The organism is Streptomyces sp. NPDC051907 (genome assembly GCF_040681075.1).
In the GTDB taxonomy this organism is placed as follows: domain Bacteria; phylum Actinomycetota; class Actinomycetes; order Streptomycetales; family Streptomycetaceae; genus Streptomyces.
Genome location: NZ_JBFAYB010000054.1, coordinates 36,634 through 58,907, shown reverse-complemented (window position 1 = coordinate 58,907; position 22,274 = coordinate 36,634). Strand labels below are relative to the sequence as shown.

The following is a 22,274-nucleotide window of genomic DNA, read 5'->3' as shown; positions in this document are numbered from 1 at the left end:
GGGGGGACCCCCAACGGGCTGGGTTTCCCGGACTTGGGCGCGCACATTCAGCCCCGCCGGCGTTTGAGGCGCGGGGTCCGGGGCAGCGCCCCGCGAGCAGCCCGCACAGGGCACACCCAAACCCCCACATCACCCGCACGGGTGAACGCCCAACCCACACCATTGACGCCCCCAAGACCCCTGACACCCGCCCCACCCCCCACCCCACCCTCATCCCCCGCCCAGAGATTGTGAATTCATTCACCTTCCCCCTTGGCCAGGCATGCCTATCCATGCTGAGATGCGGTCTAACTCAACAGCTCAATGGCGTGCTCGGGGAGGGCAACGTGGCGCATACCGCCATGTCTGGTTCCGGAACCACTGCAGGTGACGATCCACTCCAGACCGCGGTATGGCGGCTGCGCTCGCGCGGCTGTTGGACCGACGCGGCGGCTCTGCTCACACCGCACGCGACGGATCCCGCCGCCGCGCTGGAGCGGGCCGGACTGCTCGTGGAGCGCTGTCTGTTCACCGCGGAGGGCTGGGCGGAGGCCGAGGACGCGCTGCGCACGGCGGAGGCCGTGGCCGGGAACGACGAGGAACGCGGCGGCGCGGCGTGCGAACGCGGCCGGCTCGCGTACGCGTCGACCCGCCTCGGCGTACGCGACCGGGCCGACGAGGCACGCGCGGCGCTCGGCAGGGCGGCGGCGCTGCTCTCCCCCACCTCGCCGAGGCGCCCGCTGCTGGACTTCCGGCGCGGCCTGGTCGCCGAGCACATCGCCGACTCGCCGCAGGCGGCCCGCGCCGCCTACCTCCGCGCGCACGCCGGGGCGGCCGCGCAGGAGGACACGCTGCTGCTCTCCTTCACCTGGCTCCACCAGGCCGGACTGGCCCTGCGGGAGGGTGAGTTGGCGGAGGCGCGGCACGGCTTCGGGGAGTCGCTGCGCATCCGCGAGGAGCTCGGCTATCTGATCGGGACGGCCCCTGCGCTGGCGGCGCTGGCCGACTGCGAGCCGGAGCCGGAGGCGAGCAGGCTGCGGGCGGAGGCGGGACGGCTGTTCCGGCTGCTGGGCGGGGTACCGGTCTGGCTGGCGGGGCAGTTGACCGCGTCGGTCCCGTCCCAGACGCCCTCGCCCCCGAACGCGCCCGAGCCCGAGCCCGCGGCTTGATACGGCCGCCGGGTCCGGGCGCCGGGTCCGGGCGCCGGGTCCGGGCACCCGATCCTGGCGCGCCCGGACCGGGCACGGTCAGATGGACAAGGTCAGGGTCACCCCTCGCCGAGGTCCGCGCTGAGCCAGTGCTGCGGCCGTATGCGGTAGATCATCTGGTCGGCGTATTCCTTCCAGGCGAAGTCGACGTACGCCTCGACCTTCTCGGGCGCGAGATAGCGGGCGGATATCTCCGTCAGCTGCTCGCGGGTGGCGGGCACGGTCTCCACGACGGGCCCCTCGACGGAGACGTACCGGACGGTCGGCGTCACACGGTCGACCATCAGCGAGACCCGGCCCGCGGCGGCGATCAGCACGCCCTTGCGGGAGTTCAGCCCGGTCATGATCCAGATGTCGCCGCCGGGCTCGTACTGGTACCAGATCGGCACGGTCAGCGGCGCCCGGCCCTTCTCCCCCGAGTCCACCGCCAGGGCGGCGACATGGGGCTCGGCCAGGAACTTCTCGCGCTCTTCACGGGTCAACGCCATGGGTGACTCCTTCATTCGGGCGCTACGGCATGTCAGAGAAGATCGTCGCCCGACCCCGGGTGCGGGGGAAACCGCCTAACCGGCCAGCCAGCCCAGCGTCCTGGCGGGGTTCAGCACGATCACGACGACCACGACGGCGACGACCACCCAGAACAATCCCCAGCCCCTGCGCCGGCCCGCCTGCCTCCGTCGGCCGGAGGGCCAGGCCCGCCAGGCGTCCGGCTCGGCGCGCACAGGGGTCCGCCCCTTGCGCCCCCACCCCCAGCCGCGCACCCGACCCTGCCTCCGCGCGGCCTCCTCGTCCTCGCGCCGCAGCCGCTCGGCCACCATCCGCGCCCGCGCGGACGGCTCCTTCGGCGCGGCCAGCCGCGCGGGCCCTTCGCTCTCGCGCTGGAACTGCTCCCATGCCTCATCGGGTATGGACGAGTCCGGATGCTCCGTGGTCATGCCTTGCTCCCCGTTCGTCTGTGTGACGGCGACTCAAGTCCGCACGGCGGCACAGATTAATGCAGCCCTGGCCAAGGATCGGCCCCGACCCAGCGCCGAGCATCGGATCCGCGTCGAGCCGGCTAGAAGGTGAACATACATACGGTGACTGACACATGAGGTCTGCTCAGAACCGGGCACGCCCCGCTGCGGTGCGCTCGCACCCACGATGACCAGCGCTCCGTACTCGTACGGCGGGTGAGCGTACGAGTACGGAGCGTGGACAGCGACCGTAACCGGCTGTGACCATGGGCGGGTTGGGCGGGACAAGCAGCGGAGGTGGCGGGTCATGACGGGAATCAGCGAGCCGGAGTCGTCGGACAGCCTCAGGGCGTTCGGGGAGGTCCTGAAGGCCTTCCGCAGGCGGGCCGAGCTGACCCAGGAGGAGCTCGCACCGAAGGTGCACTACTCCCCCCACTTCGTCTCGTCGGTGGAGCAGGGCCGCCGCCTCCCCACGAAGGAGTTCGTCGAGCGCGCGGAGGTGGCCCTGGACGCCTTCGGCGCGCTGCGAGGCGCGGCACGCCATGTCTCACGGCAGCCGGGCCTCGCGTCCTGGTTCCGCCAGTGGGCGAAGCTCGAGGAGACGGCGCTGACGCTGTGCACGTACGAATGCCGGGTGGTGCCGGGCTTGTTGCAGCCGGAGGCGTACGCCCGCGCGGTGACGCTGAGCGTGCCGCCGCCCCCGTCCGAGGACCAGGTCGAGCAGCGGGTGACGGCCCGCCTCGCCCGCCAGGAACTGCTGACGCGCACGCCGCCGATCGCGTTCAGCTTCATCGTCGAGCAGGCCGTGCTGGAGAGGCGTACGGGAGGGGACGAGGTCACCCGGGAACTGCTCGACCATCTCATCGCCCGCAGCTCACGGTGGAACATCGAGCTCCAGATCATGCCGCTCCACGTCCCGGACCACGCCGGCCTGGACGGCCCGCTGCAACTCCTGGAGACTCCGGACCACCAATGGCTCGGCTACTCCGAAGGCCAGAAGACCGGTCAGCTGCTCTGTGGCCCGAAAGAGGTCAGCGTCCTCCAGCAGCGCTATGCGAAAATGCGTTCACAAGCTCTCACCCCGGCGGACTCGCTGAGTCTGCTGAAGCGACTGCGAGGAGCGCTATGAACGACGGCACACGCGAACTGGCTTGGTTCAAGAGCAGCTATAGCGGCTCCGAGGGCGACAGCTGCGTCGAAGTGGCCCTCTCCTGGCGCAAATCCAGCTACAGCGGCTCCGAGGGCGACGACTGCGTCGAGATCGCCACCCGCCCGGACACGGTCCACGTCCGCGACTCCAAGGACACCACGATCCCCCAGCTGACGCTCTCCCCCACGGCCTGGACGACGTTCATCGCCCACGCGGACCGCGCCTGACCCCTCCGACACTGAGGCCGCAGCCCTACTGCGGCGTGTGCTCGGCGGCCGCCTCGACGGCGTCCCTGAAGAGCCCGGCCCGTTCGCCGAGAAGGCCCATCAGCTCCTGAACGGTCTCCGCGTCGGGAACGGCCTTGTCTTGCGCCTCCGGGGGCACCCAGAACGCAGCCGCCGCCTCGGTACGCTCGCACACGCCGTGCTGGACGTACTGGCGGGCGAATATCGTGGTGAAGTAACGGCCCAGCGCCGCCTCCCTCGATGCCTCCTCGGGGAAGAACCAGCGCATCATCGGGTCGTCGTCGAAGGCGCGGGCCAGAATGCGGCAGAGGGTTCATAGTGCTGAGCAGATGAAGCTGGTACGCGGCGGCGCCCGAGTCGCCCAGAGGCATGGGGTCACTCCTTCCCTCCGGCTCCCGCTCCTGCTCCTGCTCCGGTGAGGACCTTCTCCGGCTCCGGCGCGGCAGCCGCCGGGCTGCCTGGTCCCGGGCGCTTGCGGCCCAGGTCCTTGAGCTTCATCGCCGGGCGCTCGACCAGGTGCCAGGAGAGCGCCGCGGCCAGCAGGGTGCCGGCCAAGGCCATGGCAAGGTAGGGCCAGAACCCCCAGCGGGCGAGGCCGAGCACGACGAGGGACTGCTCGACGACGAAGCCGTAGATGTAGATGCCGTACGAGTAGTCATGCCGTGCGCCGATCCGGCGGAAGGGCTTCGGCAGCCGGATCGCGAGCCACAGCAGGAGGTACGCGAGGGCCGGGAGGCCGACGGTGTAGAAGTAGCCGAAGTACAAGGTGGCGAGCAGTGTGAGTACGCTGGCCGCGCCCAGGACGTCGCTGACGGGGATGCGCTCACGGTAGAGCTCGATCAGCGTGCCCAGGGCGAACGCGAAGCCGAGGTAGACGATCACGTCCGGGTCGACCGAGCCCATCGCCGGGATCAGGGTGATGCTCTCGTAGTAGGAGGCGTCCCAGGCTCCGCTCCAGAACGGGTGGCCCGCCGCCTCTCTGACGACGAGCCAGCCCAGCACGGCCGCGATCAGCAGAACCACGCGACGGGCCCGGGCGAGCGCGCCCGTCAGCGCGAGCAGCGCCACGCCGAAGTAGCAGAGCACCTCGTAGCGGAGCGACCAGAGCGCCCCGTTGACACTGGGGCTGGTGGCGAGGCCGGACTCACGGGCGGTGGCGATCACTCCGGAGATGTCGCGCTGCTCGAACGCGACGAACCAGTTGGAGCGCAGATAGTCCAGCGGGCCGGGCGCATGGCCGAAGAAGCCGTAGAGCGTTCCCTGCTGCCGCCAGTAGAGGAAGGGCGCGACCAGGAAGGCGGTCACGGCAAGGCAGACCCACAGACCGGGCAGCAGTCTCAGCGCCCGGTGCCACAGAAAACGCCCGATCGGGAGCCGCTTCCCGCTGCGGGTGACAAGAATGCCGGACAGAACGAAGAATCCGTACACGGACAACGTGCCCAGTGTGGTCTGGTGGTGACTGAACGCGAGGCCGAACTCGGTGTCGCCGAAGCCCAGCACGCTGGCGTGGGAGACCACGACCGCCGTCGCGAGGGACAGCCGGATGAAGCCCAGACTGTTGTCCCTGCCGGAGAAGCGCTCAGCGACTGAACCGTGAGACCAGCGCAGGCGGTTGGTCAGACCACCTCGTATGTGCGAAGAAATGGTGCCCCCAATGACGATCTAGGGCGTCAGTCTCCCTATCGCCCTATAGGCACGTCAAAGAACAGTAAGGTACGTCACTATCCCGCCAGTCGGAGATCGACTTCACCGAAGTCCTCGATCATTGCGCGCAGTTGACCAGCCCTCACGCAGAGACGTCAGCAGCTGTACGCGAGGACACCTGCGGCGGCCGCGCTCAGGCTCTGCGCGCCGCCGATCCCGACCGGACAGCGCAGGCCCACGGCATGCACTGAATCCGGCCGGCGCCAGCACGGACCGGCGGCCGTCATCCCTCCGCGCCCGTGAAGTGCTCCCGCACCAGCGACTGAACCGTCGTCAGGCCCTGGGCAATGAGGGCCTCCAGGAGCGCCGTGCGCTCTGCCGCGTCCGCGATCAGGTCGGCCCTGCGGGTCACCGGGGCGCTGGTGAGGGGCCCTGGGAGCGGCGGTGCAGGTCAGGTAGAAATTCCTTCGTCAGCGGAGTCCGGCCGTGATCAAGCCAGAACATGTACCCACGCAGATGGCTGCCGAGCTCGTCCTCGACGTACCGCGCATACGCCAACAGGCCGTCCACAACCTCACGCTCATCCTCGCGCTCACTGGCGGACCAGCGCACAACAGCCTGGTCGATCCATTCCAGAAGCCGCCCGCGATCGGCCCACCAGGCCCGTACCGTCTCCAGGGTCCAGTGCGCGTCCCCGTCACAGGCGTAGCCCGCATAGGGATCGTTCACCGCGGCGGACAGGAGCTCTCGCACCTCGGATTCCGTCCGAGGCTGGCGGTAGACGAATTCACGGCTGTGCTCCTCGTCGTCATAGAGGATGTGGGCGGGAGCCACGAGGCGGCCAGTCCAGCAGTTGTCCGTCAGCGCCCCGTAGAAGGGGCCGGGAACGTTGCGCCAGTTCCGCTCCTCCCAGCTGCCGAGCATGTACTCCCGCGCGGGGGGCAGCGTGAAGGGCGGATCCAACGGTGTGAAGCCCTCGACCGGTACCGCCAAAGACATGCCCTCGCAAGCTCGTACGCCCCGCAGGGGATCCCAGTAGACCGTCGTCTCAGCCATGTGCAGCCCTCCTCAACATGCGGCTCCTGTATGGGACGGCAAGCCCCGTATGCCACCCTCCCCTGCCGCGTATCGGGTTCATCATGTGCACACTGCCGCCCTGCCCTTGGCGGCAGTACGCCGACCTCGTCGTGATCGAGGAACTCCTCGCCCACGTCCACATCAACGTCACCGCCGTCTACACCACGTCCGACGCGACCCGCAACCACAACAACGACCGCCACTACGCGGAGCCACCGTCCGCTGATGCTGCCGTCAACTACTGCCTTCACCCCGTGCAGAGACCCCGCCAGGCGTTGCCCGGCGGAGTCTCTATTTGCTAATGGCACCCAGTTCGCAAGCGCGACCTCGGACAGTGCGATCACGCTTCACGCGAATATTGGCCGCGGAGGATCAGCAATGAAGAGACTAGCCCGATCACCCAACGCTTGAGCACTCCTCTTGCAAACGCACTGCCGCGTTGAGATCCCTTCTGTAGCTCCACTCGTCTTTCGGGGAGCCATCCAGAATCGCACTGAAGAACTCTACGGCACCTGATGCCAGCGCCTCTAGAACATCCTTCTCTCGACTCAAAACGGCACGCTTCCCTTCTCGGTCTGCAAACTTCACCAAGATTCTTCCGCAGGCCACCCTTTTCAGAGCGAACGTAAACCTGCGCTCCGGGAAATTGAGCTCCCCGCTCTGACCCGCCATGAAGCCTTCGATATAGGTAAGGAGCAAAGACCAGAGCGCAACGGCTCCCCTGACACTCTCCATGCATCTTGCCCCACTCCCCTTGGGCGCTTTCCGGACCTCAAGGACCGACGCCTGCCCCCGCCAGCGCATAGTACGTGTACTACGCAGACTAAGCGATCGAGTGTTTGTGAGTAACCACCGACGAATCGAGACTTACCTTGTCGGCATGAGAGGGCTCTCAGCGTCGAACTCGAACGTCTCCATCGCGGCGTCGATCGGAAACTCGGAGTGGTCTCGCCAAATACGTGCGATAGAGACAAGAAGATTCCATGAGGCATTTGCGTGCTCAGCTACTGCAGCACCACTAGAGGGAGAGGTCCGAAAATAGCGAACGGCAGCAATCTGTTTGTCGACAACCAGACGCAGGGCGGTCACGGTGCGACACGCCTCTTCTTGCAGCGCATCGGCATCCGAGATTCTTGCATATGCGAACGAGACCAGAAGCGCAATCTGCTCGTCGGTAATCCGCTCCATCCAAACTCCAAACAGTTGATGGGCGTAGACAACGTGACGTGCGCGTGAGGTCGGACAGAATAATCCGGCCGACCTCACGCAGGTGTCCCGCTTCTTCTTCCTGTATTTCTTGAGCGTGTCCCAAAGGTTTCCTGCCTTGTCGTACCACTTCTCACCCTTGATGGGGCGGCTCCCCAGCCCAGGACGGGGTTGGCCGAGGCACAGGACCGGTCGGCGTCTACGTACTTGTCCGACTCGTCGAACCACCAGCCTTCCCCCGCGTAGAGAGCGCAGTTGGCGAGGTTGGCGGGCTCTCCAAACCCGGGACGTCTTGATGGGCGTGCGAACGTTCCCCGCCTCTGCGTGCTTCCGGCGGTCGGCGTCCGCCGACGTTGCCGTCAACTACTGCGTCAATCATGTCAAGTAGCCCCCGTCGTGGACTTCGACGCGGCTACTGGCAGCCCCGCTGAGGACGCTGACGCCAGCAGACAGGACGCGGCCGCCTCGACCGCGGTGCCGTCGTCAGCGCGGAGAGTCATCCCGAGTGCTCGGCTGGACGGGGAACACTCCCAGGCCGGGGTTACAGTGGCTCGATCTCCTGGAGCACGCCCCAGCCAAACCGCAGGAAGCATCGCTTCCCGTCCTGTGGATTCAATGCGTCATAGGTTTCGTAGGGCGACCACAGGTCGATCTCCCTGACGTCCTCGTACCTCCGGAGAGTTTCCCCCTTGAGCCAGCCCCACGGTACGGGCTCGCGATCGGAAGGTCCGGTGCCGAGGGTCCGGACGAATTCTCCGTGCGTGAAGTGGTAGCCGTTCACGATTTGGAATTCGATCTCGAACTCAAATTCGGGCCACAGAGGGAATCGGTATCGATCGGTGGACGTTTGCCCGAGCTCGACGCTTTCGCCGCACAGGGCATCGCTCAGGATCTCCCTCGTATTCGAGACCAGGTCGGCCGTCAGGATCAGGGTTGCCTCGCCAACCCGGTCTGCCTGGCGCGCCATCTCCGGCCTGCTCACGCCGACCGCGTTCAGTGAGCGTTCCAGAAGGTGGGGCAGAGGGTTCATGGTGCTGAGCAGATGAAGCTGGTAGGCGGCAGCACCCAAGTCGCCCAGAGGCATGTGGTCACTCCTTCTGCGGGGGAAAGCACGAGATCCGGGGCTACCTGCTCGGCAGGTCCCACTTTCGGTCGATCGGCGGCATCCATCGTCCCTTCCGCAGGATGACCTGGCCCTGGGGGGACTTCGAACCAGCTTGGACGTGAAAGTCTGCAGGCGTGATCATGATGTTTCCGTTCGGGAACGGGTCGTTCCGCCACGGTGCCGGCGCCATCCCGAAGACCTGCTTGGAAGCGGCATGTGCAGTGGGAGAACCACGACGCCTGCGCGCGGAAGATGTCCGCCACGCTGGCGGCCGACGAGGCCGAGCGGCTGGCCGACCGCATCACCGTCGTACGCAGGACGGGACGGTGTGCTGTACGACAACGAACTCGTCGACGGCTCTTGGCGTCGCCGGCCGACGACGGACCGGGCGGTGACGTACGAGCGGGTCGAACGCCTGAGTTGCCATGCCTCGCAGGGCGGTCATGGCCAGCTCGGCGTCCTGGGCCTGGCGGTTCCGGCCCGACCGAGCGGGCTTGAAAGCACTGTTCCGATGGTCCGGGGCTTGGGGGCCGGCGGCGGAAGCCCGGCACCTCGGGACGATGCGAGGGCGGAGGCCACTTCATGCCGAATCCCTCAGAGGCTACGGGAGCCCGCACGCAAAGACCCCCGCACCCTGGCCGGCAAGGCACACGATGCGGGGGCTTCATCAAGAGCGGACGAGCGCTACGCCGGGCGCATCCAGGCAGGTGATTCGACGCCACCGAAAGCATTCCAGGCCAGGCAATATTTCCGGGAGAGCGGTCCTATCAAAGGCCAGATGGACTCCAGGTCAAAGCCATCATCCCACCTATGGAGGAGGGCTTCAAGAAATCCGGTTGCCACAGCGGCCCGCTCCTCCTCATCCCCTGACGCCAGCACCCTCTCCACGATTTCCAGAATTCTTCCACGCTGTTGCTCGGCAAGATTTCCGCAGAGGTCTGAAAATTCGAGGCCGAAAGAACCAAGCTTTGATGTCAGCGGATATTCGTCGTCCACTCTGTCCGCGAGAGATGCGTCTACATTCAGCATCTCTCGCCACCACTGCGGGTCCGTCATTTCGATCCCTTCTGCTTCTTCGCCAGATCGGCCGCGAACTTGAGGGCTTGCTCCATGTCCTTGATCATGTTCTCCGCCGCAGCACGGTCGCCCAGTCGAGCCGTCGGGTTATTCTTCAGCCACGTGTAAAGGAATGATATCTCACTCTTGGCCTTTACGGAGTGGAGGGCACCATTTACCGTCTTCCCAGTGATGGCCTCGTACCTCACAGCAGCTGCCGTGCTGCCACTACCAATTTTCGCATCGACGCGATACAGCTTGTCCACGCATTTCTTGAGTGCTTCGTCCACAACATGCGGCTTGGCCATCTCCTCGCGGAGGGTCTGCTTGTAGAGCTCGAACTGCGTCCGACCAAAGGCCGGTCCGTTCAGACGCGGCTTGGCTCTGATGCCGACCTTTTTGCCGAGTTCCTTGAAGAACTTGCCGATGGCCTTCCCGGCACCCGACTCGCGATAGTACACCGCCGGGTAGACCGACTCCGACTCCAGCTCCTTCATCAGGTCGGGGCCGCAGACATCGGCCTTCTTGTCACTGACGAAGGGCCGGTCGTCGTCGTATCCGCAGTAGGACGCCAGCAGTGACTTCGCGGGATCGGGATATTCCATCAGGCTGTCCCACCGGATCTGGCCCTCCCAGTCGCCTATCCAGTCGTCGAAATCCGCAGCTACCTTCTTGCAGGCCCCAAGGGTCATGCTCGACGGCATGGGCATGCCGTTGAGGTAGCAGCCACCGTCGAACCAGAACAGCGTGACGCCGTTCTCGTACTCCTGGAGGCCATCGACCTCTCCTTCGCCGGACTTGCCGGGAACGGCCATGTCGGCCTTTGCGCGCCGGACCTCGTCCTCTTCACGCTGCTTGCGCGCCACGATGCTCAGGGCATCCAGGGCGGCTTTGGCCGCTGCCCGCGCGTCCTGGTTCGCCTTGAACGCGGCCTGGCGGGCGGTCTCGGCTGAATCGGCGGCCATCGAGGCGTACGTGCTGGCCTGCGCCGCTGACTGGGCGGCGGACTGCTCGGAGGCAGTGGCCTGGGCGGCTGACTGGTTCGCGCTGGCCGCGGCACCCTTGGCCAGACGGGCGGATTCGGCAGCTTGCTGCGCCGAGGTGTCGGCCTTCTTCGCGGACGCCTTCGCGTCATCGGCGAAGCCGTCGGCTTCGCTGGCCGACTTCAGGGCGTCCTTGGCGTACTTGGTCGCGTCAGCCGCCGCGTCGCGGGCGCGAGCGGCCACCTCGGCGGCCTTCGCGCCGTCCGTGCCCGCCTGGGCGGCGACCCGTGCGGCCTCGGCGATCATCTTCTTGACCGATGCCTCGTGGGTTGCGGCCTCGTAGTCCAGCTTTGCCGCCTTGTGCTGGGCGACGGTGACGAATTCGCGGGCCATCCACGACGGTCCGGCCATGGCGATCTGCGCCGCCGCCTTGGTTTCCGGGCCGCCGCTGTTCATGATGCGCAGGGTTTCGACCCGGTCGTCATCCCGCTGGGCCTTGGCGTGGCCGGTTCGTATGAACTCCAGCAGAGCATCGGCGGTGCCCGCGTCGATGGCGGCGCTCGCCGCCTTCTTCACGCCGGAGTCGCCGGAGTGGGACAGTTCCAGCACCCTGACGCGGTATTCGTCGATCTGCACATCGTGCTGTCCGCGCTCGAGGAAGCGCACCACATCGGTGTGAGAGCCTGCCAGAGCGGCGTCGGCAGACCGTTTCACGGACGCTGTGCCCGTGTCGGACAGGTGCGCCACGCGGGCGCGGTCGTCCTGCTCGGCGGCGATGGCCTGGGTGACGTCGAGCCAGGCCCGTACATCCTCATCGGTGCCCGACAGCGCGGTCTCAGCGGCCTTACGGGTCCATGGACCGCCGGTGGTCAGCAGCCGTACTGCGGCCGTACGTCCCTTGGCAGTGACGTCGGCGGACGCGGTCTCCTGCTTGCGGGCGTCGGCGAGCAGTTGCCGGGTCTCAGTGTCGAGACGGGTAGCTTCAGCCTGGTCCTTGGCGAAGGTCGCGTTGGCCTGCTCCTCCTGCTTCTTCACCTCCTCGGCGTCCAGGATCGCCTCAGCGGTCTCGTTCTCCAGATTCGCGTTCTCCGCAGCGCGCGCGGTTGCCTCCACGGTGCGCGCCTGGTCTACGGCGTCCTTGGCGGTCTTCGCTGCCTTCAGCGCCGCATCGGCGTGGGCCGTGGACTTGTTCGCGAAGTTGACTGCCTTGCCGGCCTGGCTCACAGCCTCCATGGCTGCCTTGTGGGCAGCCTCTGCGTGGTCGGCGGCACTGTTGGCGGCGGCGTGCGCCTGCTGCGCGGCCTGGGCGGCCTGCCCGGCCAGCCGCTCTGCGGTGTTCGCGGCGCTGGTCGCGGTAGCAGCAGCCCGGCGGGCCTTGGCGGCTGCGGCGGCGGCTCGACGAGCTTCCACCTCCGCGACACCGGCATGGGCTCCTGCCTGTGCGGCCGCGCCTGCGCTTGCGGCTGCGTTCTCTCCGGCTGCCGCGGCAGCCTGGGCAGCCTTGACCGCCTCCTTGACGGCGTTCATCGAGGCGAGCGCCGCTTTCGCGGCAGTTCGTGCCCCGGCAGCCGCGTCACGGGCCTGCTCGGCGGACTTGCGGGCGGCCTCGGCTCGGCCGGCGTCCTTGAGTGTGGCCGTAGCCAGATTGAAGGCGCGAGCCGCTGCCTCACCTGCGGCGGCCGCGGCGGCTGCGGCGGCCGAGGCAGCAGAAGCTGCGGTCCGAGCGGCCGAAGTGGCAGTGCTGGCAGCACTGATGGCGGTACGGGCAGCATTCGCCGCTCCCTCGGCAGCGCGGGCGGCTCGCCTTGCGGCGTTGGCTGCCTTTACCGAGTCGTTCTTCGCATCAGCCATCTCGTCGGCAGCTCGAGCCGCCTCCGCTTTGGCGATCTGGGAGGCGGCAACCGCCTGAGCCGAGGCCTTGGAGGCCGCATCGGTCTGCGCTTTGGCCACCACACCCGCTTTACGAGCCACCTCGGCAAGCTGGGCGACCGTCATGGTTTCCTGGTCGCGGGCTCTGGCCACATGCTGGCCCGATTCCAGAAACTCCCGGATCTCGGCCGGGCCGCCGGTCAGAGCTTCCTGCGCGGCCTTCTTCAGCGTCGGGCCGCCCACGTTCATCAGCGTGAACAGTTCGAGGCGGTCGTCGTTCGCCCGGGCCTTGTACTGACCCTTGGTCAGAAACAGCTGGAGCGCCTGGGTGGTGCCGGTGGTCAGAGCCTTGTTGCCGGCCGAGTTGACCGTGCTGCCACCCGCGTGCAGAGCCTCGAGCACGTCCTGCCGGAGGTCGTCCTGATACGGCTTCTGCCATCCCGACTTCAGGTAGCTGGAGAGCTGCTCGGGCGAGTTCAGGACCTCGCTGATCCCCTTACGGACTCCGGGTCCGCTGTGGCTGACCATGCGCAGCGCGCGGAGGCGGTCGTCCTCCTCGGCCGCGCGGCGCAGACCGTCATCGAGGAATGCGGCGATCTGTTGGTCCGACCCTGCGAGAGCCTGCTCGGCTGCGGCGCGCGTGCTCTCCCCGCCTGCACGCCAGGCTTCGACGACCCGGCCCCGGTCGGTGAGATGGGCATCGGCGGGCTCATCCGCGGCGAAGGCGACTGACGCCCCCAGAGCGTCGGAAGAGGCTATCAGGGCGAACGCCAGAGAACCCACCATAAGAAGACGGGCCGTGCGCCTGACTCCCCCACCGGACCGTCGAATTCCGTTTCGTTGTGACATGGTCACTGAATTGTCAACTCCGCTTGTTTCGGTTCCCGATACCCCCATGCATCGGCAAACCGGCGGCATTGTGCTGCGCCGCGAGCCGGAGTGTATCCACCCCCGAGGTTTGACGCACAGTAGGAGCGGTGTAAAGTCGCCTCACTGGCCGAGGATGACACTCGGCAAGCGGGGGAATACAGAGTGAACCTTGACCAACTCTGTTTAGCACTGGGGGAAAGTGCACCGAAACCGCTGTTCCCTACAGTCAGATTTCGACCATTCGCTGCTTGTGCCTGTTGCCAGTTTCGAGGGGGGCTTCTTCGTGAAGCGCGTCACAATCTTGTCCGCTGTCGGTGTGCTCGCTGTCTCGACCACGGCCGCAGGTGTGGCCACTGCGGTCGGCGCTCCGTCGGATGCTCCTGCGGCCGCGTCCGCCGAGATTTCATACGCAGTGGAGGACTTCGGCTACCCGGGGGCCGAAGGGATACTCAAGACCAAGAAAATCAAGCTCAAGAAGGGTAGCGGGAACATCGTCCTTGTCGAGTGTGATTCCAAGGAAGGGCTTCTGGAGGTGTGGAGCAGTCAGGATGACGGAAGTCGTTTCTGCTTCGCGGTCACGGGCTCCTCTGGCTATCTGACCCTGGAGCTCCCCAGCGTTTACGGCGTCAAGGGAATCGACCGTAAGGTTTCGGTCGACATGAATGTTCCGGGAACAACCACCGATATCTCCTTCGACGTGGCTAAGGGCCAGTGGACGCCGGTGGGCATCACCGCCGACCCACAGAAGCGAGAGCACACTCTCGTGGAAATCCGAACCGGCGCCTGAAGTCCGGTAAGGAATCCGTCTGGAGCGGTATCGGGGGGAGTCACGAAACAGCGGCCCTCAAACGGGTCGACATCGACTCTTTCCCCGGCTGAAATTGCGACGGTCCTCGATTCTGCAACGGGGTTCGGTCGCTGATCGGCTCGGCGGTTTGCTCGTGCTGTTGAGGCGGGCCGTGGCGTGACGCTCCGGGAGTGCCGGGCACCACGAGCCCGATGTGCTGCTGGCCGCCCCCATCCTGCTCTTCGTCGGGGCTGTGCCCGGCCGCCAGGTGATGGCCGAGAGGTTGGTAAGTCGCTGCCAGCAGGTGGTGAACGCCGTGGCCCAGGGCCAGGTGGCATCGATCCGCAGCCATTGGCCGCGGGCGTGGGTGGTGAGGCGGGCGGGCAGGTGGTCGAGGCGGAAGCACATGGTGTCGGACTGCGAGGTCATCGATGTCGTGCAGAGCCAGCAGCCGGACCCAGGCGTCGAGGTCGGATACGAGGTTCGCGCTCAACATCCAGCCACGATTGATCTCCCAGGACATGGAAGGGAGGTTGTGCAGGCCCATCGCCTTGTTCGTTCTGCTGGCCGAATGCGACTAGACAGCAAGCCTGATCAAGGTGATGACCGTCGAGGACACGAAGGCCAGCCGGCGCGGGGAATACTGCTTCCAGGCCACCGCCTCCACGGGCTATCTCACTCTGGAACTTCCTAGGGTCTTCTACCTGGCAGCAGAGCATCCCATCAGCGCCAACCTGACCGCCAACGGCGAGACCACCACCGTGGACCTGCCCAAGGGCGCTTCAAATCCGCCGGAGAAGGGGCCCCGGCGGCACCCGGTCCGTTCTCCTCAAGATCCGTGCCATTGGCTGACCTCGCCCCCGATCGAGACAACTGCCCCGTCGCCCGCGATGCCCCGGCCGCCGTGCCCCCGCCTGGGGGACGCCTGCACAGCCCGCCGGGAGCAGCCGCCCTCTCGACGTCCCTGCCCCAATGGCGCATGGCGTGGGCACCCCGTCCGCTGAACCCTGCTGGCCAGCAGTGCTCAGCACAGAACTTCAAGGAATGGATATGCAAGGAATACGCTCACGTTCCGCGTGGGCCGGTCTGATGGCCGTGATCGTGGCCGCAGGCGCTCTCAACTCCCCCTTGGCACAGGCCATGGACGGCGACGCCGCCGCAGCGGCCGAGTACCGGTTCGCCGCCAAAATCGATGTCGGCGGGGTGCGGGCGTGCACCGGCACGCTCATCAACAATCAGTGGGTCATGACGGCCTCGAGCTGCTTCGCCGAGAACCCCGGCGAGGCACTGGCCGCCGGCGCCCCCAAGCGCAAGTCCACCGTCGTCGTCGGCCGCACCGACCTCACCACCACCGCGGGCGAGGAGCGGCAGATCGTCGAGCTGGCGCCCCGTCAGGACCGTGACCTGGTACTGGCGAAGCTGTCCGCGCCCGTCCACGGCATCAGGCCGCTGCGGCCGGCGTCCACGGCGCCGGTCGCGGACGAGAAGCTGAAGGGTGTGGGCTTCGGCCGCACCAAGAGCGTCTGGGTGCCGAACACCGCTCACGCCGCCTCCTTCACCGCCGGCCAGGTGCGGGACACCGAGGTGCTCGTCGACGGAAGCCCCGTGTGCAAGGGCGACGCCGGATCGCCCGTGTTCCGGGAGACAGGCGGACGCCTGGAGCTGGCCGCCGTCGTCAGCAAGTCCACCCACGGAGGGTGCCTGGGCTCCGAGGAGACCCGCACCGGCGCCAGCGCCGTCCGCGTCGACGACCTCGGCACGTGGATCCGACAGACCACGGCTGCCACCCTCAGCACCTGGAAGACGCAGATGCTGACCAAGACCGACACGGGTCTGCACCACGCGATCCGTGACAGCAACGGCGACTGGTCGGGCTTCGGCGATGTGCAGAAGGTCGCCGGGACCATCGAAGACCTCGCGTTCGTGGCGAACGCCGCCAACTACGGCAAGAACTACGTCTTCGCCGTCGGCGGCAACGGACGCCTGTACGAGGCCAACCGCCGTCCCACCGGCGGCTGGGCGGGCTTCCGAGACATCTCTGACGAGCTCGGGCACAAGCCGGGGCTCAAGACCGTCGCGGTGACCTCCATGGGCAAGAGCCTGGGGCTGATCGGACTGGCAGACGGCCGTGTCTACCACGCCATCCAGGGCCCCGACGAGAAGTGGTCCAAGTGGGGCGACGTCACGGCGAAGCTCGGCGTGCTCGGCAACGCCACCCAGTTGACCATCTCGCAGACCTCCGGCGGCGACACCCACGTCGGCGTCGTCGCCGACAAGAAGGCGTACCACGCGATCCGCTACGAGGACGGCACCTGGAGCAAGTGGGGCCGCATCAGCTCGCTGCCGACCGGGCTGAACGAGATCAAGGGCATGGCCTTCGCCGGCGTCGGCGGCGACCTCCAGATCGTTCTCACCAATCCCACCGGAGAGATCAAGCACGCCACCCGGGCCGCCAACGGCAGCTGGACCGCCTTCGGCGACCTGCACAAGGTGCTGGGCCTGGACGAGCCGCTGATCAGCCTGGACGCAGCCGCGGTCGCAGACGAGTTCCAGGTCGCGTTCGTCACCGCCGACGGCCAGATCCTGCACACCGTGCGCCACGCAAACGGCAAGTGGGAGCCCACCGACGACCGACCCGGCATCCCCGGAACCCCCTCCCTCGTCGCCCTCACCGGCAGCCTCAGCTAGACGACAGACGAGCTGCCGGTTGACCGGAGACGGAGCGGGGCCCGTACGGCGTGTAGTTCGCCGTACGGGCCCCGCTCCACGTCCAGAGGCGCTCAGCGCCCTCAGCGACCCCCGCCGCTCGGGACTGGGCCCGCGCCCGCTCCAGTGAGGGCCATCTCGGACTCCGGTGCGGCCGCTGCCTGGACGCCTGGTCCTGGGCGGGTGCGGCCCAGGTCCTTGAGCTTCATCGCCGGGCGCTCCACCAGATGCCAGGAGAGGACCGCGGCCAGCAGGGTGCCGGCCAGTGCCATGGCGAGGTAGGGCCAGAATCCCCAGCGTGCGAGGCCGAGGGCGACGAGGGACTGCTCGACGACGAAGCCGTAGATGTAGATGCCGTACGAGTAGTCGTGGCGCGCGCCGATGCGGCGGAAGGGCTTCGGCAGCCGGATCGCGAGCCACAGCAGGAGGTAGGCGAAGGCCGGCAGGCCGACCGTGTAGAGGTAGCCGAAGCGCAGGCTGCCGAGCAGCGCGAGGGCGCTGAGCACGCCCAGCACGTCGCTGACGGGGATCCGCTCGCGGTAGAGCTCGATCAGCGTGCCCAGGGCGAAGGCGAAGCCGAGGTAGACGATCACGTCCGGGTCGACCGGGCCCATCGCGGGGATCAGCGTGATGTTCTTGTAGTAGGAGGCGTCCGGGGTCCCGCTCCAGAACGGGTGGCCCATCGCCTCCCTGACGACGAGCCAGCCCAGCACGGCCGTGATCAGCAGAACCATGCGGCGGGCCCGGGCCAGTGCGCCCGTCAGTGCGAGGAGCGCCACGCCGAAGTAGCAGAGCACCTCGTAGCGGAGCGACCAGAGCGCGCCGTTGAAGAATTTGCTGGTGGCGAGGCCGGACTCGCGGGCAGTGGCGATCACCCCGGAGATGTCTCGTTGTTGGACCGAGACGAACCAGTTGGAGCGCAGGTAGTCCAGCGGGCCGGACGCGTGGCCGAAGAAGCCGTAGAGCGTTCCCTGCTGCCGCCAGTAGAGGAAGGGCGCGACGAGGAAGGCGGTCACGGCGAGGCAGACCCACAGGCCCGGCAGCAGTCTCAGCGCGCGGTGCCACAGAAAGCGCCCGATCGGGAGCCGCTTCCCGCTGCGGGTGACGAGGATGCCGGAGAGGACGAAGAATCCGTATACGGACAGCTTTCCCAGGTCGGTCTGTCCATGGCTGAAGTAGTGGCCGAACTCGGTGTCGCCGAAGCCCAGGATGCTGGCGTGGGAGACCACGACCGCCGTCGCGAGGGACAGCCGGATGAAACCGAGGCTGTTGTCCCTGCCGGAGAAGCGTTCAGCAACTGAACCGTGAGACCAGCGCAGGCGGTTGGTCGGACCGCCGCGTATGTGCGAAGAAATGGTGCCCCCAATGACGAACTCGGGCGCAAGTCTCCCTATCGCTCACAGGCATGTCAAAGATCGTAAGGTACGTCACTGACAGGACAGTTGGAGATCGGCCTCGCTGTAGTTCCTCGATCGCTACGTGCGGGTAACCGCCTTCAGAGGGAGCAGCAGTACGCGAGGACACCTGGGCGGCTGCCCTAGGACTTCTCGGCGTCGGCTCAGACCGCGCCGCCGACACCGGCGGGACAGGCACGGGCATGCAGCCTGCACTGCATCCCACCCGGCACCGGCACGAACCCTCGCCCCTCAGCCCCCCGCGCCCGTGAAGTGCTCCCGCACCAGGGACTGGACCGTCGTCAGGTCCTGGGCGATGAGGGCCTCCAGGAGCGCCGTGTGCTCCGCCGCGTCCGCGATCAGGTCGGCCCTGCGGGTCACCGGGGCGCTGGTGAGGGGCCACTGGGAGCGGCGGTGCAGGTCGTCGGCCACCGTCACCAGCTGCTGGTTGCCCGCGAGGGAGAGCACCGCGCGGTGGAAGGCGCGGTCCGTCTCGGCGTAGGTCGCGCGGTCGCCGGTCGCCGCGGCCGCGGACGTCGCGTCGGCGAGTGGGCGCAGCGCGGCCCAGTGGGCCGCGGGGACCGTGCGGGCGAGGCGCAGCATGACGGGGACCTCGATCAGGGCGCGCACCTCGGCGAGCTCGGCCAGTTCGAGGGGGCTGCGGACGGCGACGCGGAAGCCGCGGTTGGGCACCACCTCGACCGCGCCCTCGATCGCGAGCTGCTGCATCGCCTCGCGCACAGGGGTCGCCGAGACGCCGAAGCGCAGGCCGAGCGCGGGGGCGGAGTAGACCTCGCCGGGGACCAGCTCGCCGACGACCAGGGCGGTGCGCAGGGCCGCGAGGATCTGGCCGCGGACCGAGTGCCGCTGGACGGTACGGGGCGCGAGGGGCTCGGAGTGAGGCGCCGGGGTCGGCGGGGGCTCGGTGAGGGGGGCGGGGGGCTCGCTGTGCGTGTGCTCGCCCCGTGCGCCCCGCGCCTGCTCCGGTATGCGGGGACGGGCGGGGTTCGGGCCGTCGGGACGCGGGGATTCCGCATGCGTGCGGTCGCGCGGGCAGCCCTGTCCGGGGATCGGCGAGGACGCGGCGGGCTGCGAGGCGGCGGCGTCGCGCGCTCGGGCCTGCTCCACTCGGGTCCTCCTCCCGCCGGACTGCGGCCCCGGCTCGCGTGCGGGGGCGCCGGTATGCACGATAGGCGGACGGGACGCGAGTTCAAATACGGATCGCATCGGGTAAGGTAAGGCTAACCTGCTAACGATCGTGATTCGGCGGTCCCCTCCATGACTGTTCCCGCGATGCTCCCCGACGTGGCCTCGCCGGTCACGGCCGCCTACACGCGCCTGACCGAGGTCTTCTCCGGGCTGCGCATAAGGGAGCTCGCGGACGGCGAGCAGGCCCCCTCCGGCGGCGGCTGGGTGGGCGCGAGCGACCTCGCGGGCGGCGGTCCCGCCCTCGACGCCTTCCTGGCCTGGGACAACGCCCAGGTGCTGCGCGACTACGGCCAGCAGGCCCGCCCCGATGTGATCGCCAGCTTCGGGCTGCACCGCTATGCCTGGCCGGCCTGTCTGCTGATCACGGTCCCCTGGTTCCTGCTCCGGCGGGTGCCGCGGGCGCCGGTCCAGGACGTGGCCTTCCAGCGCGCGCTCGGCACGATGACCGTACGGGTGAGAGATTTCTCCTGCCTCCCCGACGACCCCGCGGCCCAGCTGCCCGGGGCCCGTGTCGTACCGGACGAGGAGGCGCTGCGCGGCGAGGTGCGCGCGGCCGTCGCCGAGCACCTCGAGCCCGTCCTGGACGGCTTCGGCCCCCGGATGCGGCGCGGGAAGCGCGCGCTGTGGGGCATGGCGACGGACGAGATCGTCGAGGGTCTCTGGTACGTCGCCCATCTGCTCGGCGAGGAGCAGCGGGCGGTGACGGAGCTGGAGCGGCTGCTGCCCGGATCGACCAAGCCGTACGTCGGCACCGCGGGCTTCCGCGAGCTGACGGGTCCGGACGGCGAGCCGCTGCCGACCCGGGACCGGGCAAGCTGCTGCCTCTTCTACACGCTGCGGCCGGAGGACACCTGCGTCACCTGCCCGCGCACCTGCGACGCCGACCGCGTCGAACGGCTGCGCACGGGCCCCTGACGCCTTCCTCGCCCTCTCCCCTCGGACGGCCGGCGGATCTCCCGACGACTGAGCAGACTGAGCAGACCGAGGGCGCTGCGGGGGCTGCGGGGGCCGCGGAGGCTGATACGCCCTGCTCCCAGGTCCTTGATTCCATGCCACCCTTCCGAGTGGCATAAATCGAACTCAACTCCCTTTGCTCATACGGCGGTTCGACTAGATCACACCTATCTGTATGCCACGCGACCCCGTTGGCGTTCTCTTGCCCGGAAACCCTCTGGGGCGGCTGGGACTTCGGCCACTATGGCGGCCGAACGCCCTACCGCGATGCAAGGGACACCGCACATGAGACTGACCGACATATCGCTCGACTGGCTGCTTCCGGGCGGCGTGCTGCTCGTGGGAGTCCTGGCGGCGGTGGCGGTTCTCGCCCGCGGCAAGCGCGCCGGGGCCAAGGCCGCGAAGGACGACTCCTGGGAGCGCGGCGAGGAGCGCCGCAGACGCAAGGAAGCGGTCTACGGCACCGCCTCCTACATGCTTCTCTTCTGCTGTGCCGCGGTCGCCGCCGCTCTCTCGTTCCACGGTCTGGTCGGCTTCGGCCGGCAGAATCTGAGCCTCTCCGGGGGCTGGGAGTACCTCGTCCCCTTCGGGCTCGACGGCGCCGCGATGTTCTGCTCCGTCCTCGCCGTGCGCGAGGCCAGCCACGGTGACGCCGCCCTCGGCTCCCGCCTCCTGGTCTGGCTGTTCGCCGGCGCCGCCGCCTGGTTCAACTGGGTGCACGCGCCCCGGGGCCTGGGCCACGACGGCGCTCCCCACTTCTTCGCGGGCATGTCCCTCTCCGCCGCCGTCCTGTTCGACCGGGCGCTGAAGCAGACCCGCAGGGCCGCGCTGCGCGAGCAGGGCCTGGTGCCCCGGCCGCTGCCGCAGATCCGGATCGTACGGTGGCTGCGAGCGCCCCGCGAGACGTTCGGCGCCTGGTCGCTGATGCTGCTGGAGGGTGTGCGCACCCTGGACGAGGCCGTCGACGAGGTACGCGAGGACCGCCGGGAGAAGGAGCAGAACCGCCTGCGCAGGCGCGACCGGGAGAAGTTGGAGCGCGCGCAGCTCAGGGCGCTCAACCGTCAGCACCGGGCCTGGGGCCGCGGCCACGGCGGGCGCCGCGCGGAGCTTCCCGCCCTCAGCTCGTCGACGGGCTCCCCGCAGTCCGCCGGACCCGTCGGGTCAGCGCCGGAGCCTGTCATAGCCGAGCCGGGACTCTCGTCGCTCCGTACCCGGCCCTCCCTTCAGGCGGTGAAGGCGTCCGGCGGCGCCGACAGCCGCACGACCGACGCCCGCACGACCGACGCCCGCCCGGGCGAGACCCGCGCATCTGAGACCTGGGCGCCTGAGACCCGCACGGTGGACCTCACCGCGGAAGACGACACGCAGACGCTGCCGCGTCTGGACTCCCTGGAGCGGAAGCTCAAGGACCTCGAGCAGCAGTTCGGGTGACGCCGCAGGGACGAGGGCCGGTCTGCCAGGGTCAGACCGGCCCTTCGCACAGCTCGAACCAGACCACCTTGCCCACGCCGTGGGTGTGCACGCCCCACGCGTCCGCGAGGCTCTGCACCAGGATCAGCCCCCGGCCGTTCGTGCCGAGGTCGGCGGTCGGCACGTCCGGCACGGGAAGTCCCGCCATGAAGTCGCGCACCTCCACCCGGAGCGCGCCGGCCGTGACCGTGGCCGTGACCACCGCTCCGTGATCGGTGTGGATCAGCGCATTCGTCGTCAGCTCGCTGGCGAGCAGCTCCGCCACCGCCACGACGTCCGGATCCCCCCACTGGCCCAGCAGGCTCCGCAGCTCTCGCCGGACCGCCGGGACGGCGCTGAGATCCGCGCACCCTAATCGGCGGATCACCCGCCGCTGCGACACGTCCTCCGCCTCCGGATCACGGCC

Annotated in this window: 20 protein-coding genes and 2 pseudogenes; 8 read left to right on the top strand and 14 right to left on the bottom strand. The window is 68.3% G+C overall.

The features are described from left to right. Positions 1-341: 341 nt before the first annotated feature. Positions 342-1,148 carry a hypothetical protein gene (locus tag AB0M39_RS25630; protein WP_365368227.1) on the top strand — a complete coding sequence of 269 codons (807 nt, stop codon included), beginning with the start codon at positions 342-344 and terminating at the stop codon, positions 1,146-1,148. A 98-nt stretch (positions 1,149-1,246) separates the two neighbouring features. Here AB0M39_RS25630 and AB0M39_RS25625 read toward each other — a convergent pair whose 3' ends face one another. Both AB0M39_RS25625 and AB0M39_RS25620 read right to left on the bottom strand, forming a co-directional pair. After that, a complete protein-coding gene (locus AB0M39_RS25625; protein ID WP_365368226.1) occupies positions 1,247-1,675 on the bottom strand; it encodes a pyridoxamine 5'-phosphate oxidase family protein in 429 nt (142 codons plus the stop codon). 75 nt (positions 1,676-1,750) lie between these two features. Further along, the gene (locus AB0M39_RS25620) at positions 1,751-2,122 is read right to left on the bottom strand and encodes a hypothetical protein (RefSeq protein WP_365368225.1); all 372 of its coding nucleotides are present in this window, start codon (positions 2,120-2,122) and stop codon (positions 1,751-1,753) included. Between the two features lie 328 nt (positions 2,123-2,450). Here AB0M39_RS25620 and AB0M39_RS25615 point away from each other — a divergent pair, with 328 nt between their 5' ends. Beyond that, positions 2,451-3,272, top strand: coding sequence for a helix-turn-helix transcriptional regulator (locus tag AB0M39_RS25615; RefSeq protein WP_365368224.1), 822 nt, complete (start codon positions 2,451-2,453; stop codon positions 3,270-3,272). Continuing rightward, positions 3,269-3,520, top strand: a complete 252-nt coding sequence (locus tag AB0M39_RS25610) for a DUF397 domain-containing protein (protein ID WP_365368223.1) — start codon at positions 3,269-3,271, stop codon at positions 3,518-3,520. Before AB0M39_RS25615 ends, AB0M39_RS25610 begins: the two co-directional genes overlap by 4 nt. Before the next feature lie 28 nt (positions 3,521-3,548). Here AB0M39_RS25610 and AB0M39_RS25605 read toward each other — a convergent pair. The 3 genes and pseudogenes from AB0M39_RS25605 to AB0M39_RS25595 all read right to left on the bottom strand — a co-directional run. Beyond that, positions 3,549-3,839 (bottom strand): annotated as a pseudogene (locus AB0M39_RS25605) (GNAT family N-acetyltransferase); the annotation flags it as partial. A gap of 74 nt (positions 3,840-3,913) precedes the next feature. Continuing rightward, entirely contained in the window at positions 3,914-5,092 is a 1,179-nt protein-coding gene (locus AB0M39_RS25600) for an acyltransferase (RefSeq protein WP_365368229.1), read from the bottom strand. 373 nt (positions 5,093-5,465) lie between these two features. Then, positions 5,466-5,635: pseudogene (locus AB0M39_RS25595) on the bottom strand (GntR family transcriptional regulator); the annotation flags it as partial. Between the two features lie 686 nt (positions 5,636-6,321). Here AB0M39_RS25595 and AB0M39_RS25590 point away from each other — a divergent pair. Continuing rightward, complete coding sequence (locus tag AB0M39_RS25590) at positions 6,322-6,561, top strand: hypothetical protein (RefSeq protein WP_365368222.1); 240 nt, start codon at positions 6,322-6,324, stop codon at positions 6,559-6,561. A gap of 94 nt (positions 6,562-6,655) precedes the next feature. Here the strand turns inward: AB0M39_RS25590 and AB0M39_RS25585 are convergent, their stop codons facing one another. From AB0M39_RS25585 to AB0M39_RS25565, 5 genes are all read right to left on the bottom strand, one after another. Further along, on the bottom strand, positions 6,656-6,994 hold the full coding sequence (locus tag AB0M39_RS25585) for a hypothetical protein (protein WP_365368221.1): 339 nt from the start codon (positions 6,992-6,994) through the stop codon (positions 6,656-6,658). Positions 6,995-7,126: 132 nt separating this feature from the next. Then, on the bottom strand, positions 7,127-7,447 hold the full coding sequence (locus AB0M39_RS25580) for a hypothetical protein (protein ID WP_365368220.1): 321 nt from the start codon (positions 7,445-7,447) through the stop codon (positions 7,127-7,129). 559 nt (positions 7,448-8,006) lie between these two features. Further along, positions 8,007-8,549 (bottom strand): hypothetical protein, encoded by a 543-nt coding sequence (locus AB0M39_RS25575; protein WP_365368219.1) that lies wholly within the window; start codon positions 8,547-8,549, stop codon positions 8,007-8,009. Between the two features lie 705 nt (positions 8,550-9,254). Beyond that, a complete protein-coding gene (locus AB0M39_RS25570; protein WP_365368218.1) occupies positions 9,255-9,626 on the bottom strand; it encodes a hypothetical protein in 372 nt (123 codons plus the stop codon). Next, entirely contained in the window at positions 9,623-13,264 is a 3,642-nt protein-coding gene (locus AB0M39_RS25565; RefSeq protein WP_365368217.1) for an ALF repeat-containing protein, read from the bottom strand. The genes AB0M39_RS25570 and AB0M39_RS25565 overlap by 4 nt, the downstream gene beginning before the upstream one ends. A gap of 334 nt (positions 13,265-13,598) precedes the next feature. Between AB0M39_RS25565 and AB0M39_RS25560 the strand changes: the two genes are divergently transcribed. Further along, positions 13,599-14,135: a hypothetical protein gene (locus AB0M39_RS25560; protein ID WP_365368216.1), complete on the top strand. Its 537-nt coding sequence runs from the start codon at positions 13,599-13,601 to the stop codon at positions 14,133-14,135. Between the two features lie 40 nt (positions 14,136-14,175). Here the strand turns inward: AB0M39_RS25560 and AB0M39_RS25555 are convergent, their stop codons facing one another. Continuing rightward, positions 14,176-14,658 (bottom strand): hypothetical protein, encoded by a 483-nt coding sequence (locus tag AB0M39_RS25555; protein WP_365368215.1) that lies wholly within the window; start codon positions 14,656-14,658, stop codon positions 14,176-14,178. 527 nt (positions 14,659-15,185) lie between these two features. Between AB0M39_RS25555 and AB0M39_RS25550 the strand changes: the two genes are divergently transcribed. After that, positions 15,186-16,823, top strand: coding sequence for a trypsin-like serine protease (locus tag AB0M39_RS25550; protein WP_365368214.1), 1,638 nt, complete (start codon positions 15,186-15,188; stop codon positions 16,821-16,823). Between the two features lie 101 nt (positions 16,824-16,924). Here AB0M39_RS25550 and AB0M39_RS25545 read toward each other — a convergent pair whose 3' ends face one another. Together AB0M39_RS25545 and AB0M39_RS25540 are read right to left on the bottom strand one after the other, a co-directional pair. Next, positions 16,925-18,160: an acyltransferase gene (locus AB0M39_RS25545; RefSeq protein WP_365368228.1), complete on the bottom strand. Its 1,236-nt coding sequence runs from the start codon at positions 18,158-18,160 to the stop codon at positions 16,925-16,927. A 327-nt stretch (positions 18,161-18,487) separates the two neighbouring features. Beyond that, positions 18,488-19,363, bottom strand: coding sequence for a GntR family transcriptional regulator (locus AB0M39_RS25540; RefSeq protein ID WP_365368213.1), 876 nt, complete (start codon positions 19,361-19,363; stop codon positions 18,488-18,490). Positions 19,364-19,513: 150 nt separating this feature from the next. Here AB0M39_RS25540 and AB0M39_RS25535 point away from each other — a divergent pair, with 150 nt between their 5' ends. Next, a complete protein-coding gene (locus AB0M39_RS25535; protein ID WP_365368212.1) occupies positions 19,514-20,359 on the top strand; it encodes a (2Fe-2S)-binding protein in 846 nt (281 codons plus the stop codon). Between the two features lie 324 nt (positions 20,360-20,683). Continuing rightward, positions 20,684-21,829 (top strand): DUF2637 domain-containing protein, encoded by a 1,146-nt coding sequence (locus tag AB0M39_RS25530; RefSeq protein WP_365368211.1) that lies wholly within the window; start codon positions 20,684-20,686, stop codon positions 21,827-21,829. 31 nt (positions 21,830-21,860) lie between these two features. On the opposite strand, the gene AB0M39_RS25525 is transcribed toward AB0M39_RS25530, so the two are convergent. After that, complete coding sequence (locus tag AB0M39_RS25525; RefSeq protein ID WP_365368209.1) at positions 21,861-22,250, bottom strand: ATP-binding protein; 390 nt, start codon at positions 22,248-22,250, stop codon at positions 21,861-21,863. Positions 22,251-22,274: the final 24 nt, after the last annotated feature.

Excerpts from the sequence above, each read along its gene's own strand:
- AB0M39_RS25630 (WP_365368227.1), top strand. The coding sequence starts at position 342 with ATGTCTGGTTCCGGAACCACTGCAGGTGACGATCCACTCCAGACCGCG.
- AB0M39_RS25625 (WP_365368226.1), bottom strand. The coding sequence starts at position 1,675 with ATGGCGTTGACCCGTGAAGAGCGCGAGAAGTTCCTGGCCGAGCCCCAT.
- AB0M39_RS25620 (WP_365368225.1), bottom strand. The coding sequence starts at position 2,122 with ATGACCACGGAGCATCCGGACTCGTCCATACCCGATGAGGCATGGGAG.
- AB0M39_RS25615 (WP_365368224.1), top strand. The coding sequence starts at position 2,451 with ATGACGGGAATCAGCGAGCCGGAGTCGTCGGACAGCCTCAGGGCGTTC.
- AB0M39_RS25610 (WP_365368223.1), top strand. The coding sequence starts at position 3,269 with ATGAACGACGGCACACGCGAACTGGCTTGGTTCAAGAGCAGCTATAGC.
- AB0M39_RS25590 (WP_365368222.1), top strand. The coding sequence starts at position 6,322 with ATGTGCACACTGCCGCCCTGCCCTTGGCGGCAGTACGCCGACCTCGTC.
- AB0M39_RS25585 (WP_365368221.1), bottom strand. The coding sequence starts at position 6,994 with ATGGAGAGTGTCAGGGGAGCCGTTGCGCTCTGGTCTTTGCTCCTTACC.
- AB0M39_RS25580 (WP_365368220.1), bottom strand. The coding sequence starts at position 7,447 with ATGGAGCGGATTACCGACGAGCAGATTGCGCTTCTGGTCTCGTTCGCA.
- AB0M39_RS25575 (WP_365368219.1), bottom strand. The coding sequence starts at position 8,549 with ATGCCTCTGGGCGACTTGGGTGCTGCCGCCTACCAGCTTCATCTGCTC.
- AB0M39_RS25570 (WP_365368218.1), bottom strand. The coding sequence starts at position 9,626 with ATGACGGACCCGCAGTGGTGGCGAGAGATGCTGAATGTAGACGCATCT.
- AB0M39_RS25565 (WP_365368217.1), bottom strand. The coding sequence starts at position 13,264 with ATGGTGGGTTCTCTGGCGTTCGCCCTGATAGCCTCTTCCGACGCTCTG.
- AB0M39_RS25555 (WP_365368215.1), bottom strand. The coding sequence starts at position 14,658 with ATGTCCTGGGAGATCAATCGTGGCTGGATGTTGAGCGCGAACCTCGTA.
- AB0M39_RS25550 (WP_365368214.1), top strand. The coding sequence starts at position 15,186 with ATGCAAGGAATACGCTCACGTTCCGCGTGGGCCGGTCTGATGGCCGTG.
- AB0M39_RS25535 (WP_365368212.1), top strand. The coding sequence starts at position 19,514 with ATGACTGTTCCCGCGATGCTCCCCGACGTGGCCTCGCCGGTCACGGCC.
- AB0M39_RS25530 (WP_365368211.1), top strand. The coding sequence starts at position 20,684 with ATGAGACTGACCGACATATCGCTCGACTGGCTGCTTCCGGGCGGCGTG.